Genomic DNA, 13921 nt, shown 5'->3' with positions numbered 1-13921 from the left:
TTTAAATCTTTTATTGAAGGCGATCACTTTCATTAATAATGTAACCCTGCTTATTGAAGATAGGTTACATCCTACTATTCAACATTTTTATAAATTGATTTCTCTACATTTGGGAGAAGTGTGTATATGCTCTTACCGATTAAAGATTCTAATTCTTTCTTAATCGTATAGAATCCTTTCCAATGTAAAGAGGTATGGGCGGTTGTTCCGTGACGTAAACCAACTGAAATCAATCTTCTTTCAAGAGTAGTAAAGCCATCTGCGTCAGCGAGAGCGTCGCAAAGAGTAATTACTTTGTTGTATAAGTCATAGTCACTATGTTCATTCAATATTCCAATCAACCGACTTTCCATATGATCGGGAACAAGGCTCCACTCTGCTGCGATATCTATATGCTCGTTTTTGCAAGGAAACGAATGGGTCACACAAATAATGGCGTTTCCTGTATATCCTAAATCATTCATATGCATATAACCATCATAGGAATGAATAACCGATTTGGTAAAACCCTTATATCTTCCTATATCATGCAGGAGGGCAGCATTGTATGCTATGTCAATATCTAGGTCATACCCATTTTTTATTAGTTCTACAATGATGTTCTCAGTTGCATGAGCAACATGAATTGAATGTTCGAACCAAGGACCTGGGTTTTGTTGATATGCCCATTCAAGTAATTCTCTTGCGTATATCCTGTCTAATATATATTTCATGAAGTCATCCTTTCTTTAAAAAATTATATTTTACATAATTTCATCTTCGAATGTAATTATTCCTTCTTGAATTTTTTCTCTTATAATTAATGGTAATATACAAGTGTACATTAAGTGGAAAAAAGGGGGAAAAGGAATGCAAAATGTAGTAATAGAAGAGATTAAAATACTTGATGAAGATATTAATGAGCTTACTGAACTTTTGAAAACAGTAGTAGATGATGGAGCGTCAATAGGATTTCTACCGCCAATGGAAAGAGAAAGAGCGACGAAGTATTGGCAAACTGTATTAGCACCAGAAGTGATATTATATGTTGCTAAAATAAATAATGAAGTGGCAGGTAGCGTTCAATTACATTTAGTCACAAAGCCAAACGGAAGTCATAGAGCTGAAATTTGTAAGTTAATGACTCATCCAAACTTAAGACGTAACGGTATTGGACGCTCACTTATGCAAAAAGCAGAAAAAAGAGCGAAACAAGAAAATAGGTCTCTTTTAGTATTAGATACTAGAGAAGAAGACCCTTCTAATAGATTGTATAAATCATTAAACTATCAAGAGGTTGGAAAAATACCGTGTTATGCAATTTCTCCAAATGGTGAATTAGATGCAACGATTATTTATTATAAAATGATTTAAGCTGCCATTAAACGATATATTAAGTGTTTTGTTTAAAATGAGCAATTGCAAGTATGAAAATATTAAGCAACTATTTTAATATCGTCTATATTTTCAAGTGGTGTTATATATATCAATATGTTGAATATGAATGTTATTTAAGTTGTTAAACAAATTTGAGAAAGTTATTAAAGGGTTCTTTTAACCATATTTCTCGACTTATAATGAATGTAGAGAAGATGACTAGGCAACTATAGTTATTTTCGTTTCATTGTGGGGAAGGGGATGGAAGAATGAATAAGAGAAGTTTACAAAAGATGAAGAAGGTTATGTTAAGTGGCGGGATATTACTTACGGGATTATTAACATTTGGATTTTCAGAAAAAGCTTCAGCTCATGGATATATAGAATCACCAGCGAGCCGAGCTTATTTATGTAAGCAAGGAATCAATGTAAATTGTGGTCCGATTCAATATGAACCACAAAGTGTAGAAGGGATAGGTGGATTTCCACAATTAGGACCATCTGATGGTCAAATCGCAGGAGCGGGACATTTTCCAGATCTAGATGTTCAAACTGTAGATAGGTGGAAGAAAGTAACGATTAACGGTGGCAAGAATGTGTTTAAATGGAAGCTAACGGCCCCTCATAGTACGAAAGAGTGGAAATACTACATTACGAAAAAAGATTGGAATCCAAATAAACCATTAACACGGTCTGATTTAGATTTAGTGCCATTCTATGTGAAAAATGATGGGGGAGTAAGACCAGGAACTTCAGTAATGCATGAAGCAAATGTACCTACTGATAGAAATGGGTATCATCTAATTTTAGCTGTCTGGGAAATTGCAGACACTGGAAATGCGTTTTATCAAGTTATTGATGTAAATCTTGTAAATAATGGTTTAACTTCAAATTTTGCTTTTAATAATGTAGTGCAATTTCCTACATTATTTTAAATTAAATATATACTTCGATCATCTAATTCTTTTTAGATGATCTTTTTTTATGAAAATGATGAAAAATATAGAAGAAAGTGCAATTATTTATAAAAAAATACGCTTAAAATATTGTCATATTTGCTTCTTTAAGATATCCTTTTCATGAAGAGGTGGAAAACATGGAAAAAGTACTAGTTTTCGGGCATAAAAACCCAGATACAGATGCAATTTGTTCTGCAATTGCTTATGCAGAATTAAAAAAAGAATTAGGAATGAATGCTGAGCCTGTACGTTTAGGCGAAATCAGCGGTGAAACTCAATTTGCGTTAGATTATTTTAAAGTAGAAGGACCGCGTTTTGTTGAGACAGTTGCAAACGAAGTGGACAACGTTATTTTAGTTGATCATAACGAGCGTCAACAAAGTGCTAACGATATCGAATCTGTTCGTGTGTTAGAAGTTATTGACCATCACCGTATTGCTAACTTTGAAACAAGCGATCCTATTTACTACCGTTGTGAGCCAGTTGGTTGTACAGCTACAATCTTAAACAAAATGTACAAAGAAAATGGCGTTGTAATTCGTAAAGAAGTTGCAGGTTTAATGTTATCTGCGATCATTTCAGATTCTTTACTATTCAAATCTCCAACTTGCACAGAACAAGACGTAGCAGCAGCTCGTGAATTAGCGGAAATCGCTGGTGTAGATGCAGATAGCTACGGCTTAGAAATGTTAAAAGCTGGTGCAGACTTAAGCGGAAAAACAATGGAGCAATTAATCTCTCTTGACGCGAAAGAATTCCAAATGGGTAACGCGAAAGTTGAAATCGCACAAGTTAACGCTGTTGATACAAACGACGTTCTTGTACACCAAGCGGAACTTGAAAAAGTTATCTCTGCAGTAGTAGAAGAAAAAGGTTTAGACCTATTCTTATTCGTTGTAACTGACATCTTAACTAACGATTCTGTCGGTCTTGCGATCGGTAAAGCAGCAAACGTTGTTGAGAAAGCATACAACGTATCTCTAGAAAACAACACAGCAACTTTAAAAGGTGTTGTATCTCGTAAAAAACAAATCGTACCAGTATTAACAGAAGCATTCCAAGCTTAATATGGTTGAGTACAGATAACAGAAAGGACAAGTAGTCGATTGGCTACTTGTCTTTTTTATTATTAAATTTTAAAAAAAGATACAAAGACGGTTAATACTTTATCAAAATACTTAAATGAAAATAAGGATAGCATTAGCTACCCGTTTGAACGTTTATTCATAAGACCGCTTCTTATTCACATAAAATGTAATAATAGCAGTAATGAGGAAAATAGGTATTGCGAGTATTTGCCCAACAAACAACTTCCAACCAACAGTATTATAGCCATCAGATGCTGGAATGATAATGGAAATAACACAAACGATAATATAGACTAATAGTGCAGGGATAATATTTTTCATTGTTGGTCACCTCCTAAAAAATATTTTAATTGATATATTTTTATATCAAGGGATAATTGGAACGTTTTGAATACTAGGCGCGTAAATTTTCACGAAGTATTATAATATTTAAAAAGAGAGTAATACGTTGATGTTGAATGAAAGAAATTGGGGTACGATCTTTAAAAGGAGTGAAAAATGATATGGATATGGTAAAAGATGTAATTTAAATTTTCGAGATCATTATATAGTATTTTGTGAGAAAAATTTACAAAATAATTAATTTTACATATGAAAGAGGTAAGAAATATATATGAAAAGGTTATGCATAATTCCGTGTGGAAAAAAGAAAATTTGGGATAAGCATCCGGATTACGGAGAGGCGGAGGCAAAAGATGTATATATTAGTCCATTTGGAAAAGCATGTCAGGCCTACGCAACTGAATTTTTTGAGAACTGGGTTATATTATCAGCGAAGCATGGATTTTTAAGACCGAATGATGTTGTACAAGAAAACTATGATCTTGCATTTGATTCAAAGAGTGATGAGATTATTAGTATAGAGAAATTACAAAAGCAGATGGTTGATAAAAATTTACTTCGGTTTGATGAAATTGTTTTACTTGCAGGAAAAAAGCATAAAAAAGTAGTGACGAAGTTATATCAGGAAGAAATTATTACATATCCGTTAGAAGGATGTAAAGGAATTGGGTATATGTTGCAGAGATTAAAGAGTGCTGTGAAGGAAGGGAAGGAAATATAGTTTTAGTTCGCTGAATGTGATTGGTCACATTTTGATAATCTTATCAAGTTCATCAGATATTGACTTATCCATACTCGGTAACACATGAGAATAAATATCGAGCATAGTTTTAATTGAGCTATGGCCGCGTCTGGATGATATTAGTTTCACATTCACATTTTGCCCAATTAACATTGTTGCGTGTGTATGGCGAAGATCATGAACTCTTATTTGTGGCAAACCAATACGTTTAGTTGTCTCGTAAAAAAATTTCCGAAAGTTACGTGGATTGATAGGTTTACCATGCTGAGTACATATAACTAAGTCATGATCATTATATTCTGCTCCAAGCTGTTGCTCCTCACTTTCAATTCTATCCCTATGAGCAAGCAATTCATCAATAAGTATAGAAGGGATATGGATGGATCTAATACTCGAATCATTCTTTGCTCCAGTTTTTATTTGCCCATCTTGTGTAACTGTCTGTCTAATGTAAATTACGCCATTTGTAAAGTCTATATCACTCCATCTAAGATATAAGACTTCACCTTGACGCATCCGCTCAGGGCAATCGCGACATAGCCAATACGACATCTAGTAATTCTCTTTAAAGTACGAGATTTATTAATAAATTCATTTACCTGGCCTGTGGTCCGAATGTTTAGCTCTCTTTTCATAATCTTAGGCAATCTTGTTCCTTCAGCAGGGTTATCTTTAATTAGTTTCATTGTTTTGGCTCTCTTTAAAGACCCATTCATAATTTGAAAAATTAAACGGATTGTCCGAAGAGCATAATGATTATCAGCAACTATTTCATTGATGGTATTTTGGATATGCATTGGTTGAATTTGCTGTAATTGGGATAGTGAAAATGATAATGGGGGTGATAGCGGATGTGGCAGTTCAGAAGATGGTGTGGGAGATGGCGGAGGCGATTAGGAGTTAGCTATCTCTTATTATGTTTATTAAAAAACACCTCAAAGAACAAAGTAGCTCTTAGTCTTTGAGGTGTTTTCTTTAAACTCACATTATCAAAATTAAATCATTGCATCGAAGTCATTTGATTTAGGCAGAGAAGCTGCTTTTTTCATAAGCATTTCCCATAAGTGTACGGATTTCTTCCATTCGGCTACGGCCTGTCCCTTTTGATACATAGCTTTCTCATAACTGAAAGTAAGTTGTTGCATATCAGTCGAGTTGTAAAGTGTATCGATGCGGAGAGCGTATTCTCGGAATGTTTGACTTTCACCCCTTGGTATGCCGATTCTCGCAAATTGTTTTAAAAGTGCACCGTAAGCTTTTAGATAAACAGCATCATCTTTTCGGTATTTATAGAAAAGAATAATAAAAAATGTAATCCATTTCATTCTAGTGGTGAAGAAAATGTATCCCATGATACTAATCGGTATCGTAGAGAGGAATACGTACCACCAAGAAAACCTATTTTTAGAATTTGTGATCTTTTTAGTAGAGGCTTCTTCTGTATTTTCTATTAAACTTTTGAGCTTTGCTTCATTATTCCGTTGGTGTATTTTCTCGTTTTTAGAATTATTTTCTTCGCGATTTTGTGAAGTAGAAGCAGGAGTATTATTTATAAAATTATAGGGGTTGGTAAATCCTTTTGTTGGTTCGAACGGAATCCATCCATATCCTGGAAAATATACTTCAACCCAAGAGTGTGCGTTATTGTTCGCGATTTTATAAATATTCTCACTTTCTGTACCAGCAAATGTATTCTCAAGAGTTCCTTCTGTATAGCCTTTTACCCAGCGAGCGGGAATCCCGACAGAACGAAGTAACACGATCATAGACGTCGAAAAATTATTACAGTAGCCGCTTTTTGTATCGAAAAGGAATTGATCTACATAATCTTGGTTTTTGGCAGGAATCATGACATTCATTGTTTCGTATACAAAAGAATGGTCTGTGAAGTAATTTTCAATAGCTAATACTTTATCATATCGGTTGTCTTTATCACTTGTAAGATTAACAGCTAAGTCTTTTACTCGCTGCGGTAATGATTCGGGAAGCTGTGTGTACTTTGTCATGAAATAAGGACTTGTTTCATGACCTTCATTCGTTTTTACAGCTTTCAAATTTTCTATAGGAAATTCTGGGATCTCATATGTTACTTTATACGAATTTAAAGTAGTAGAAGAGTCTCCGTGCATCGTATAAATTTTTTCTGAAAATGGGTCAACGCTATATGATACATCAGAAGAAGCCTCAACTGATACTAATCCTGCTGGATAGGTAAGGTGAGGATAACTTTTTTGCATGGTGATTGTTGCCTCAGTTGTCTCCGTTTTTGTATTTTGTTCGTACCAGCTCACGATGTCGTTTTTATTTTTAAAAGAAACCTTTTTTGGCTTTTCAGAAATCTCCCAGCCTTTTCCTGTATAAAAATCTTTTGTTTCTACTCTCCAATATTGTTTGTTTTGCGTTTGTGCTGTAAAAACAATTGTATTATCCGCTTTAAAAGGACCGCCTAATTGCGAGTCATCTAAACCATACCCAATTTTAGAAACCTCTTGTTCTTTACTTGCTTCGGATGTGTTGAATTTTAAAAAATTCATTGGGTTTGGCCATTGAGGGCCAAATTTTGGAGCAAAGTATGCGATGGTTGCTGACAATACAATAAATATTGTAAGAGGTCTAAGTAATTTTGAGATTTCTCTAGCATAATTTTGTAAGTGTTCAACCTCTTTTATTCGTTCTATTTGAAGAAGACTAAGCATAAAAAAGCCGATGACAACAGTACGAATAATAGCGTAGTTTGCATTGTATAAATGTAAGTTATGAAAAGTTGTGATATAAATAATAGTCAATACAAGAAATAACAACCCACGTTTTTTATGAATCATCCAAAAAGAGGTGAAGGAACTCAAAAACCAAAATGATAGAAAAAATAAAAATATTGGAAAAACTGGAGAAATATCTAGCAAATTCCCCTGGAAAAACAGGAAGGAATTTCGAGAAATATCAGAAAAAAATGTTGTTAGCCAAGATGGATTTATAAAAGCATTTTTATAATACAGGGAATGAATGATGAATAAGATCGTGACGATCTTTATTGGAAACTGCCACCTTGTTTGAAAAAAAGAGAGAGTGAAGCAAATTCCTATAAATATTACAAAAATATCTAATCTACCTACGTTTGTAATACCTATAAGGGGTCTTAGCCATTCTAGTAAAAGAAGAAGTACACATACATGCATGAAGAATCTGCTCATATCCCATTGGTTTTTTGTTTGTAATGTTATCATTTGCTCACCTCAAAAAACACGTTTGTATACCGGTTTTCATAAACCGCGTTTACAAATATTTTTCGTTTTTGTAGAGTTTCTAGTATACTTAGTTCTCGATGTGAGAGTTGATTCGCTTTTTCTTTCACAACAAACACCATTAATTTTCTATTTTTTATAGCAGCACAGTCAGCCGCCTTTTGAATATCGGGAGAAAGATTGCTTGTCACGAGTATAATCGTGACGGGCTGATAAATTTTTTTTAATTCCATTTCTACACTTCGAGAGAGCGGGAATACACTGTCTGCTTGTACTTTCGCTAAATGACAAAAGATTTGTTGCAACTGAGTATCTCCATTGTCTAATGGGAAAATAGTTCGTTCTTTTCCGACAGACACGAATGAAGCTGGTGAATTTTGCTTCAGGACCGCCCTCACAATAGAGGCAGTAAACGTTACGACTGATTCGAATAGAGGGGATTGGGTTCTGTCCATAAATATCATGATATTATGGCTGCGCTGTTGTTCAAACTCTTTCGTCATAATATTGTTTGTTCGAGCAGTTGCTTTCCAATCAATCCATGAAAAGCGATCACCAGGTTTATATTCTCTGACACCGACAGAGACTGTAGAGTCTTTTGCTGAATTTATATTTGCTGAAAGCGCTCCTTGTTCGAAATGATTTTCCAATTGTCGATAAGTTATATCTACATACTGGGGATAGACTAAAAATGTATCTGGAACTGAAAAAGTTACTTCTTTCTCTATCATACCGAATAAATCGCCAGTTTTGACACGTACGCTTGAAAAAGTGTGCTCTCCTCTAGGGATTGTGTCAATAACATATTGAAACGAAATATTTCGTTTTAATCCTGGAAAGAGTATGACCTTATTCATCTTTATTTGTCTACAACTTGTAAATTGTGGTGGCAGTTCATCTTCTATAACTAAATAAAGTAAGGGAAAATGAAATTTTCTTTTTATTGTAATAGTGCTTAAAAATTGTTCTCCTGCTGCATATTCGTTTTGGTTTGTTATTCGTTTTACTTCAGCGTCCCGTAAAGCGTAGAAGGGGAGTAGTAGTGAATAAAGGCCAATAGGAATCGTACTGTAAAACAAAAACCAACTTACAAATCCTCCTTGAAGCATAGCGTACACAAAGGTTAAGAATAGGCATAAAGGGATTAGCAAAAACTTCGTAACGTGATATAGTGCTCGTAGTAGTCGTTTCATCAAAGGTTCTTCGTCCTTTGAGTCGGCACGGTAGTTCGTGCAACGATTTTGGCGATAACTTGTTCTCCTGTTATTCCTTCAAATCTTGCTTCCATTTTTAGAATGAGTCTGTGAACTAAAACGTAAGGAGCTAAAAGTTTAACATCGTCTGGAATAACATAATTTCTGCCATGAATGAATGCATAAGCCTGTGAAGCTTTCATTAAAGCAATTGAGCCGCGTGGACTTGCACCTAGCTGTACAGAACTATAAGAACGAGTCTGATTAACAAGCTTTACAATGTAATGCTTGATTGCTTTGTCTATGCCTACTTCCCGTACGCTTTGTTGTAAATAAAGTAATTCTTCTATTGTAGTAATAGCTTGTAAATGGGAGAGTGGATTTGTTTTTTCCATCCGGTTTAAAATTTCAAATTCTTCTTCTGGTGTAGGATATCCCATTTTTAGCTTCAACAAGAAACGATCGAGCTGAGCTTCTGGTAAAGGGTATGTTCCCTCATATTCGACCGGATTTTGTGTAGCCATTACAAAGAACGGTTTTGGTAACGGTCTTGTAATACCATCTATTGTGATATTGCCTTCTTCCATACTTTCAAGTAAGGCAGATTGTGTCTTTGGAGATGTACGATTAATTTCATCAGCAAGTACAAAATTCCCCATAATTGGTCCTGGCTTGAACTCAAATTGGAGCTCTTTTGGATTGTAAATAGAAACACCTGTTACATCTGACGGCAGTAAATCAGGTGTGAATTGAATTCGCTTGTAATCGGCATCAATTGATTTAGAAAGAGCACGTACTAGCATTGTTTTCCCGACACCGGGAACATCTTCTAATAGTACATGACCTTCAGCTAAGAGAGCTGTCAAAGCTAAAATCGTTTCTTTTCGTTTTCCGACCATTAATTTTTCAATATTGTTGATTATTTTTTCTACAATGGGATGTAATGAATCAAGCTGGGTCATCGTAATCCTCCTAATTTTATTATCGTTTTCTAATTCATTCAGTGAAAAATAGAATTTATGTTAAAGAAAAGGAGTTCCTTCATTTTATTGCAGTATGATAGTAATCTAAGAGGTAATTAGTAATGGTATTATATAAGTTCATATTGAGAACTTATATAAATAGGAAGAAACTTATATGTTAAAAAATCATGGTGATATACTTTATAATTTCTATGTCCTTAAAGGAAATCCTACTCTTAATTTTGAAAATATTCAGATTATATATTCGGATTACATCTAGTATAATTGTTGCCGTAACCAGGGGAAAAACAGTAAAGAGAGTATAGAATTTTATAAAATTAAGGAGAAAGTAATTGGAAGAACCATACAATATAATAGAGGTACAAATGAGGTTTTACCAGAATTTATGAAGGTTAATTATGAAAAAAATGAAAAATTATTGGATTTTATGAAAGAAACTACAATACAATCTTACAGATAATTAATATTATAAGTGAGAAAATTAATCTAAGAACTTTAAGGTTTGTATTTGATAGTTTATCTCAGGTGATAAACAAATGTAGTTTATTAGAAAAAAAGGCTGATATAATGTATCTATCTGTTTTTACTAATATTTGCTTGATTGATTTAACAATTATTTTACAATGTATATTCTTTTGAAAATAGATAACTATTGTATAATTAAGGTATGAAAATGAGGGTGATTAAAATTGAAAAGGGTTCTTAAAAGTAACTTATCTAGTTTTGTTTGTATAGGTATATTGTTAATATTAATTGATTTTAACAACTTATCGATATTAGAATACGTTTTTCTAACAACGAGCGCACTTGCTTTTGGCTCAATATTAGTGAACTTAGCAGTTACATATTATTGTGAGCGAGAAGAAAGAAAATACACATGAATGTAAAGGCTGAGTAATGGGCTTTTTTTGAATATATAAGGAAGAATTATTAAGAAATTACAATACTTATTACTCTACTTATAAAACTTGGAAAATAGATTAGTATACAAGCCGTTTTATACTTTCAAACATAGAATATGATGGATGATATTGAAGGGAGAGTCATATTCATGGGAACTAATTGTCGTTGTAGACATTTCCGAGATTGTAATAGATTTTGGGATGACTTAATGTTTGGAAGATGTAGACGTAGAGATTGTGATGAATGTTGTTGTAGACGAAAACGTCATTGTGATTGTGATGATTGCCGTTGCAATCGTAAACGTGACGATGATGACGATAAATGTCGTAAGTGGTAAATATTTTTGAAAGAGTACTTTGAAATAAAGTACTCTTTTTTTGTGAAACTTTTATATTCCAATATAAACTGATTTTTTTACAATTTCCCATGTGTCTTGCTTTTTAATTTTTAAAGTTATATTGCTTCCATTAGATTCCTTATAAAAGATATAACCATTGTTTGAGTTCACATATGCTAATGGTTCACCAATGCAGTCTCGCGAACAAGATGTATTGACTATCTCAATTAATGATAGTTCACTGGGATCGGTCTTACTCGCATCTATTAATGTATCAAGGTTCGTTTTACGAAAACCTTGTAAATTTACATGGAAAGTTTTTTCAATTTCTCCAGTAACGTTAGTATTCATTACTTCGACAGAGTTTTTCTTTCCGAAAAGAAAACCATTTGCATAAAGGAATTTTGTATAGCCAAGCCAGGTGATTAAAATTAGTATAAAAAATATACAAGCTGTTCTAAATCTTCGAAGCCGTTTACTTACAATTGTTTCTGAGTATTTCATTCAGTCGAATCCTCCATTGTTTTTAATTTAAAGTATGCCTGGATACATACATTTAGAAGAGGATGAAAGGTAACGAGTTATTGATTCAAAAAGAAAGCATCTGAATATAGATGCTTTCTTTTTGAATAGTTTCCACTATCTGTTAGTTACTCGTTTCATAAGTGGCCTTATTTCTTTAACAGGTGGTTTTTTATCATATGCATCAACGTAAGAAAAGTAATAATTTAAGTTTCTAAGAAGGCCTTTTCCTATTTTTGCGCTTAAAAAGGGGAATACTTGTCCAGTATAATCATCGAGAGATTTACAGTAGTATTTTTCATCTAAATATATACTGTATTTACACGTTAGCTCTACTAATGGATTGCCTTCATCATCAAATACTTCTTTAGAATCAATAATGTCTATTAATGCGAATTTTTCATTTAGATAAACTTTCTTCTTTTTCTCGTGCTTATTTGTGAGAATAAAAACGAGACCAATGGCGTTAATCAAACTACTTCCTCCTATAAAAAACGGCTATTAATAAAATATATCGATATAAGCTAAATGTAAAGAGGAGAGCTGAAATATCATTGATAGAAAGCTTAATAAGCCGATTTGTTTTTTCAAACCGGCTTATTTTTATCCTGCTATATACGAGCAGTAAGACTCCCAACTCGAAATTCAGCTTAAGCAGAGAAGTTAGGTGGGGGATCAACTGCTCGTAAAAGTCCGATTTGTGTGGGCTAATAATCAGTGGGGATGGACAAAAACTCCACTGATTAAAGTTTCACTTTATTGAAACACTTGTGGGAATTGCTTTACAATTGCATTTGTTATAGTGTCAGCCATTTCTAATGCTTCTTTTTCAATTTTATCGTAAAGTTTTACTCCTGCTTCATAATCTTTATTTAGAATCGCGAGTGCTTCCGCTTTTGTTAGTGCTAAATGTTCATAAAACATTTTTCTAAATTCTTCTTTTTCTATATATGGGTTGATGCTATTGAGAAATTCAACAATCTCATCACCATTAGCGTACCATTTTTTCTCTATAGCAGCAGCTGCGTTTTGATCACCAGCTTTTGCAGCTTTCACAAGATCAGCTGCAATTACTAAATGGTCTTTAATTAGTGCACTATATTTTTTCACTGCATCCTCACCATAGAATGGTTCAAGTGAAAGTCCCATATGTGTTGCGTTTTGAAGAAGACGTGCAACAGTAACGTTTACATCGGGTAAGTTAAAGATAATGCTAATAATAGCTAATCTCGTCCAAGCGACGTGTTGTTCCCATAAAGCACGCATATAACCTTTTAAAAAGTTCTCGTTTTTACTAATTCGGTAATTACGTATGGATACATTATAGTTTACATAAGGATTAGAATGGGAGGGGTAATACGATTGCCAATAAGAATACATAAATAGTAACACTCCTTTGAACATGTATATCTCAAAGTATGATAAAGATTATTTTTTAGTTACGTGTCCCTAATTTTTTTAGCGATTATATATAGTTTAAAAATTCAGGTAATTATGTTGTGTCATATATGAATTAATGGAATATAAAATAAAAGAGGCTCTGCAAGGGAAGTTGCAGAGCCTCAAAAGGGTATTGCCGAGATGTCGGACTCGACCACGTAATGTTACCATAAAATCCTTTTAAAAAAACCTGGTAAATGTGTCCAATTGAGAATGACTCTATATAAAAAAGTCAAAGGGATCTGCTTCCCGCGGCAGATCCCTTTGACTAGATAATGTTGATGAGCAAAAACTCATCTGGAGTATTTTTATAGTAACAAGTTAATTGTAATTTGTGTATTGAGAAATATTAATTACTCTCATAAAAATAGCAGATTTGTATTTTGTTTTTTCAAATTCTGATTATTTGTTTTGTCTGGAAAATGTCTCTAAAATAATAATAACTGCTTAGTTAAGTAGGAGAATATAAAGAGGTATATGTTGAGAAAGTTTGTATGAACGTTATATTTATATTGCTAATATTATCGTTTGAAAAGGTCAGAAAGGAAATTATATAGCGTTTTGTAACTGAATAAAGGCTGATACTTGTAAAAAGATTCATATTTCCACACATCATTATTTAAAATTTTGGGATGTTCACTTTTAGCTTTCATTTTGATAGAACGATTTTTCATTTCCATAACCTCCTCAAATTATATGTACACCATTTATATATTCGATAAAAATAGGAAAAATCTCTCCTTAGATCGTTCTGAAAAATTCACGTTCTCCACATTCGTCACTTTTTTGATATATAATATAAATAGATGATAGA

General features: G+C 33.3%; 15 protein-coding genes. 5 read left to right on the top strand and 10 right to left on the bottom strand.

The window, feature by feature from the left end:
- Window positions 1-74 precede the first annotated feature (74 nt).
- Window positions 75-713, bottom strand: coding sequence for an HD domain-containing protein (locus ACQKNR_RS07705; protein ID WP_427316678.1), 639 nt, complete (start codon window positions 711-713; stop codon window positions 75-77).
- Window positions 714-849: 136 nt separating this feature from the next.
- Between ACQKNR_RS07705 and ACQKNR_RS07700 the strand changes: the two genes are divergently transcribed.
- The 3 genes from ACQKNR_RS07700 (at window position 850) to ppaC (ending at window position 3382) form a co-directional block, all read left to right on the top strand.
- Window positions 850-1353, top strand: coding sequence for an N-acetyltransferase family protein (locus ACQKNR_RS07700; RefSeq protein ID WP_427316677.1), 504 nt, complete (start codon window positions 850-852; stop codon window positions 1351-1353).
- A gap of 272 nt (window positions 1354-1625) precedes the next feature.
- Window positions 1626-2291 carry a lytic polysaccharide monooxygenase gene (locus tag ACQKNR_RS07695; protein WP_427316675.1) on the top strand — a complete coding sequence of 222 codons (666 nt, stop codon included), beginning with the start codon at window positions 1626-1628 and terminating at the stop codon, window positions 2289-2291.
- A 161-nt stretch (window positions 2292-2452) separates the two neighbouring features.
- A complete protein-coding gene (gene ppaC, locus ACQKNR_RS07690; RefSeq protein ID WP_427316673.1) occupies window positions 2453-3382 on the top strand; it encodes a manganese-dependent inorganic pyrophosphatase in 930 nt (309 codons plus the stop codon).
- A gap of 153 nt (window positions 3383-3535) precedes the next feature.
- On the opposite strand, the gene ACQKNR_RS07685 is transcribed toward ppaC, so the two are convergent.
- A complete protein-coding gene (locus tag ACQKNR_RS07685) occupies window positions 3536-3724 on the bottom strand; it encodes a DUF4017 family protein (RefSeq protein ID WP_427316671.1) in 189 nt (62 codons plus the stop codon).
- A gap of 292 nt (window positions 3725-4016) precedes the next feature.
- Between ACQKNR_RS07685 and ACQKNR_RS07680 the strand changes: the two genes are divergently transcribed.
- Complete coding sequence (locus tag ACQKNR_RS07680) at window positions 4017-4466, top strand: DUF6884 domain-containing protein (RefSeq protein WP_427316669.1); 450 nt, start codon at window positions 4017-4019, stop codon at window positions 4464-4466.
- 24 nt (window positions 4467-4490) lie between these two features.
- Here ACQKNR_RS07680 and ACQKNR_RS07675 read toward each other — a convergent pair whose 3' ends face one another.
- The 4 genes from ACQKNR_RS07675 to ACQKNR_RS07660 all read right to left on the bottom strand — a co-directional run bounded on the left by ACQKNR_RS07675 (window position 4491) and on the right by ACQKNR_RS07660 (window position 9884).
- On the bottom strand, window positions 4491-5039 hold the full coding sequence (locus tag ACQKNR_RS07675) for a site-specific integrase (protein ID WP_427316667.1): 549 nt from the start codon (window positions 5037-5039) through the stop codon (window positions 4491-4493).
- 443 nt (window positions 5040-5482) lie between these two features.
- Complete coding sequence (locus tag ACQKNR_RS07670) at window positions 5483-7711, bottom strand: transglutaminase TgpA family protein (RefSeq protein ID WP_427316665.1); 2229 nt, start codon at window positions 7709-7711, stop codon at window positions 5483-5485.
- Entirely contained in the window at window positions 7708-8922 is a 1215-nt protein-coding gene (locus tag ACQKNR_RS07665; protein WP_427317017.1) for a DUF58 domain-containing protein, read from the bottom strand. The genes ACQKNR_RS07670 and ACQKNR_RS07665 overlap by 4 nt, the downstream gene beginning before the upstream one ends.
- Window positions 8922-9884 carry an AAA family ATPase gene (locus tag ACQKNR_RS07660; RefSeq protein ID WP_427316663.1) on the bottom strand — a complete coding sequence of 321 codons (963 nt, stop codon included), beginning with the start codon at window positions 9882-9884 and terminating at the stop codon, window positions 8922-8924. Before ACQKNR_RS07660 ends, ACQKNR_RS07665 begins: the two co-directional genes overlap by 1 nt.
- Before the next feature lie 1072 nt (window positions 9885-10956).
- Here ACQKNR_RS07660 and ACQKNR_RS07655 point away from each other — a divergent pair.
- Window positions 10957-11145, top strand: a complete 189-nt coding sequence (locus ACQKNR_RS07655) for a hypothetical protein (protein WP_427316662.1) — start codon at window positions 10957-10959, stop codon at window positions 11143-11145.
- Window positions 11146-11196: 51 nt separating this feature from the next.
- On the opposite strand, the gene ACQKNR_RS07650 is transcribed toward ACQKNR_RS07655, so the two are convergent.
- The 4 genes from ACQKNR_RS07650 to ACQKNR_RS07635 all read right to left on the bottom strand — a co-directional run bounded on the left by ACQKNR_RS07650 (window position 11197) and on the right by ACQKNR_RS07635 (window position 13781).
- Complete coding sequence (locus ACQKNR_RS07650; RefSeq protein WP_427316661.1) at window positions 11197-11649, bottom strand: hypothetical protein; 453 nt, start codon at window positions 11647-11649, stop codon at window positions 11197-11199.
- A 135-nt stretch (window positions 11650-11784) separates the two neighbouring features.
- Entirely contained in the window at window positions 11785-12141 is a 357-nt protein-coding gene (locus ACQKNR_RS07645; protein WP_427316659.1) for a cytoplasmic protein, read from the bottom strand.
- Window positions 12142-12423: 282 nt separating this feature from the next.
- Window positions 12424-13047 carry an acetylglutamate kinase gene (locus tag ACQKNR_RS07640; protein ID WP_427316657.1) on the bottom strand — a complete coding sequence of 208 codons (624 nt, stop codon included), beginning with the start codon at window positions 13045-13047 and terminating at the stop codon, window positions 12424-12426.
- A gap of 581 nt (window positions 13048-13628) precedes the next feature.
- Complete coding sequence (locus ACQKNR_RS07635; protein WP_427316655.1) at window positions 13629-13781, bottom strand: hypothetical protein; 153 nt, start codon at window positions 13779-13781, stop codon at window positions 13629-13631.
- Window positions 13782-13921: the final 140 nt, after the last annotated feature.

It is taken from the genome of Bacillus sp. NPDC094077 (assembly GCF_050279465.1).
Lineage (GTDB): Bacteria > Bacillota > Bacilli > Bacillales > Bacillaceae_G > Bacillus_A.
This window is presented reverse-complemented; position numbering and strand designations above follow the sequence as displayed.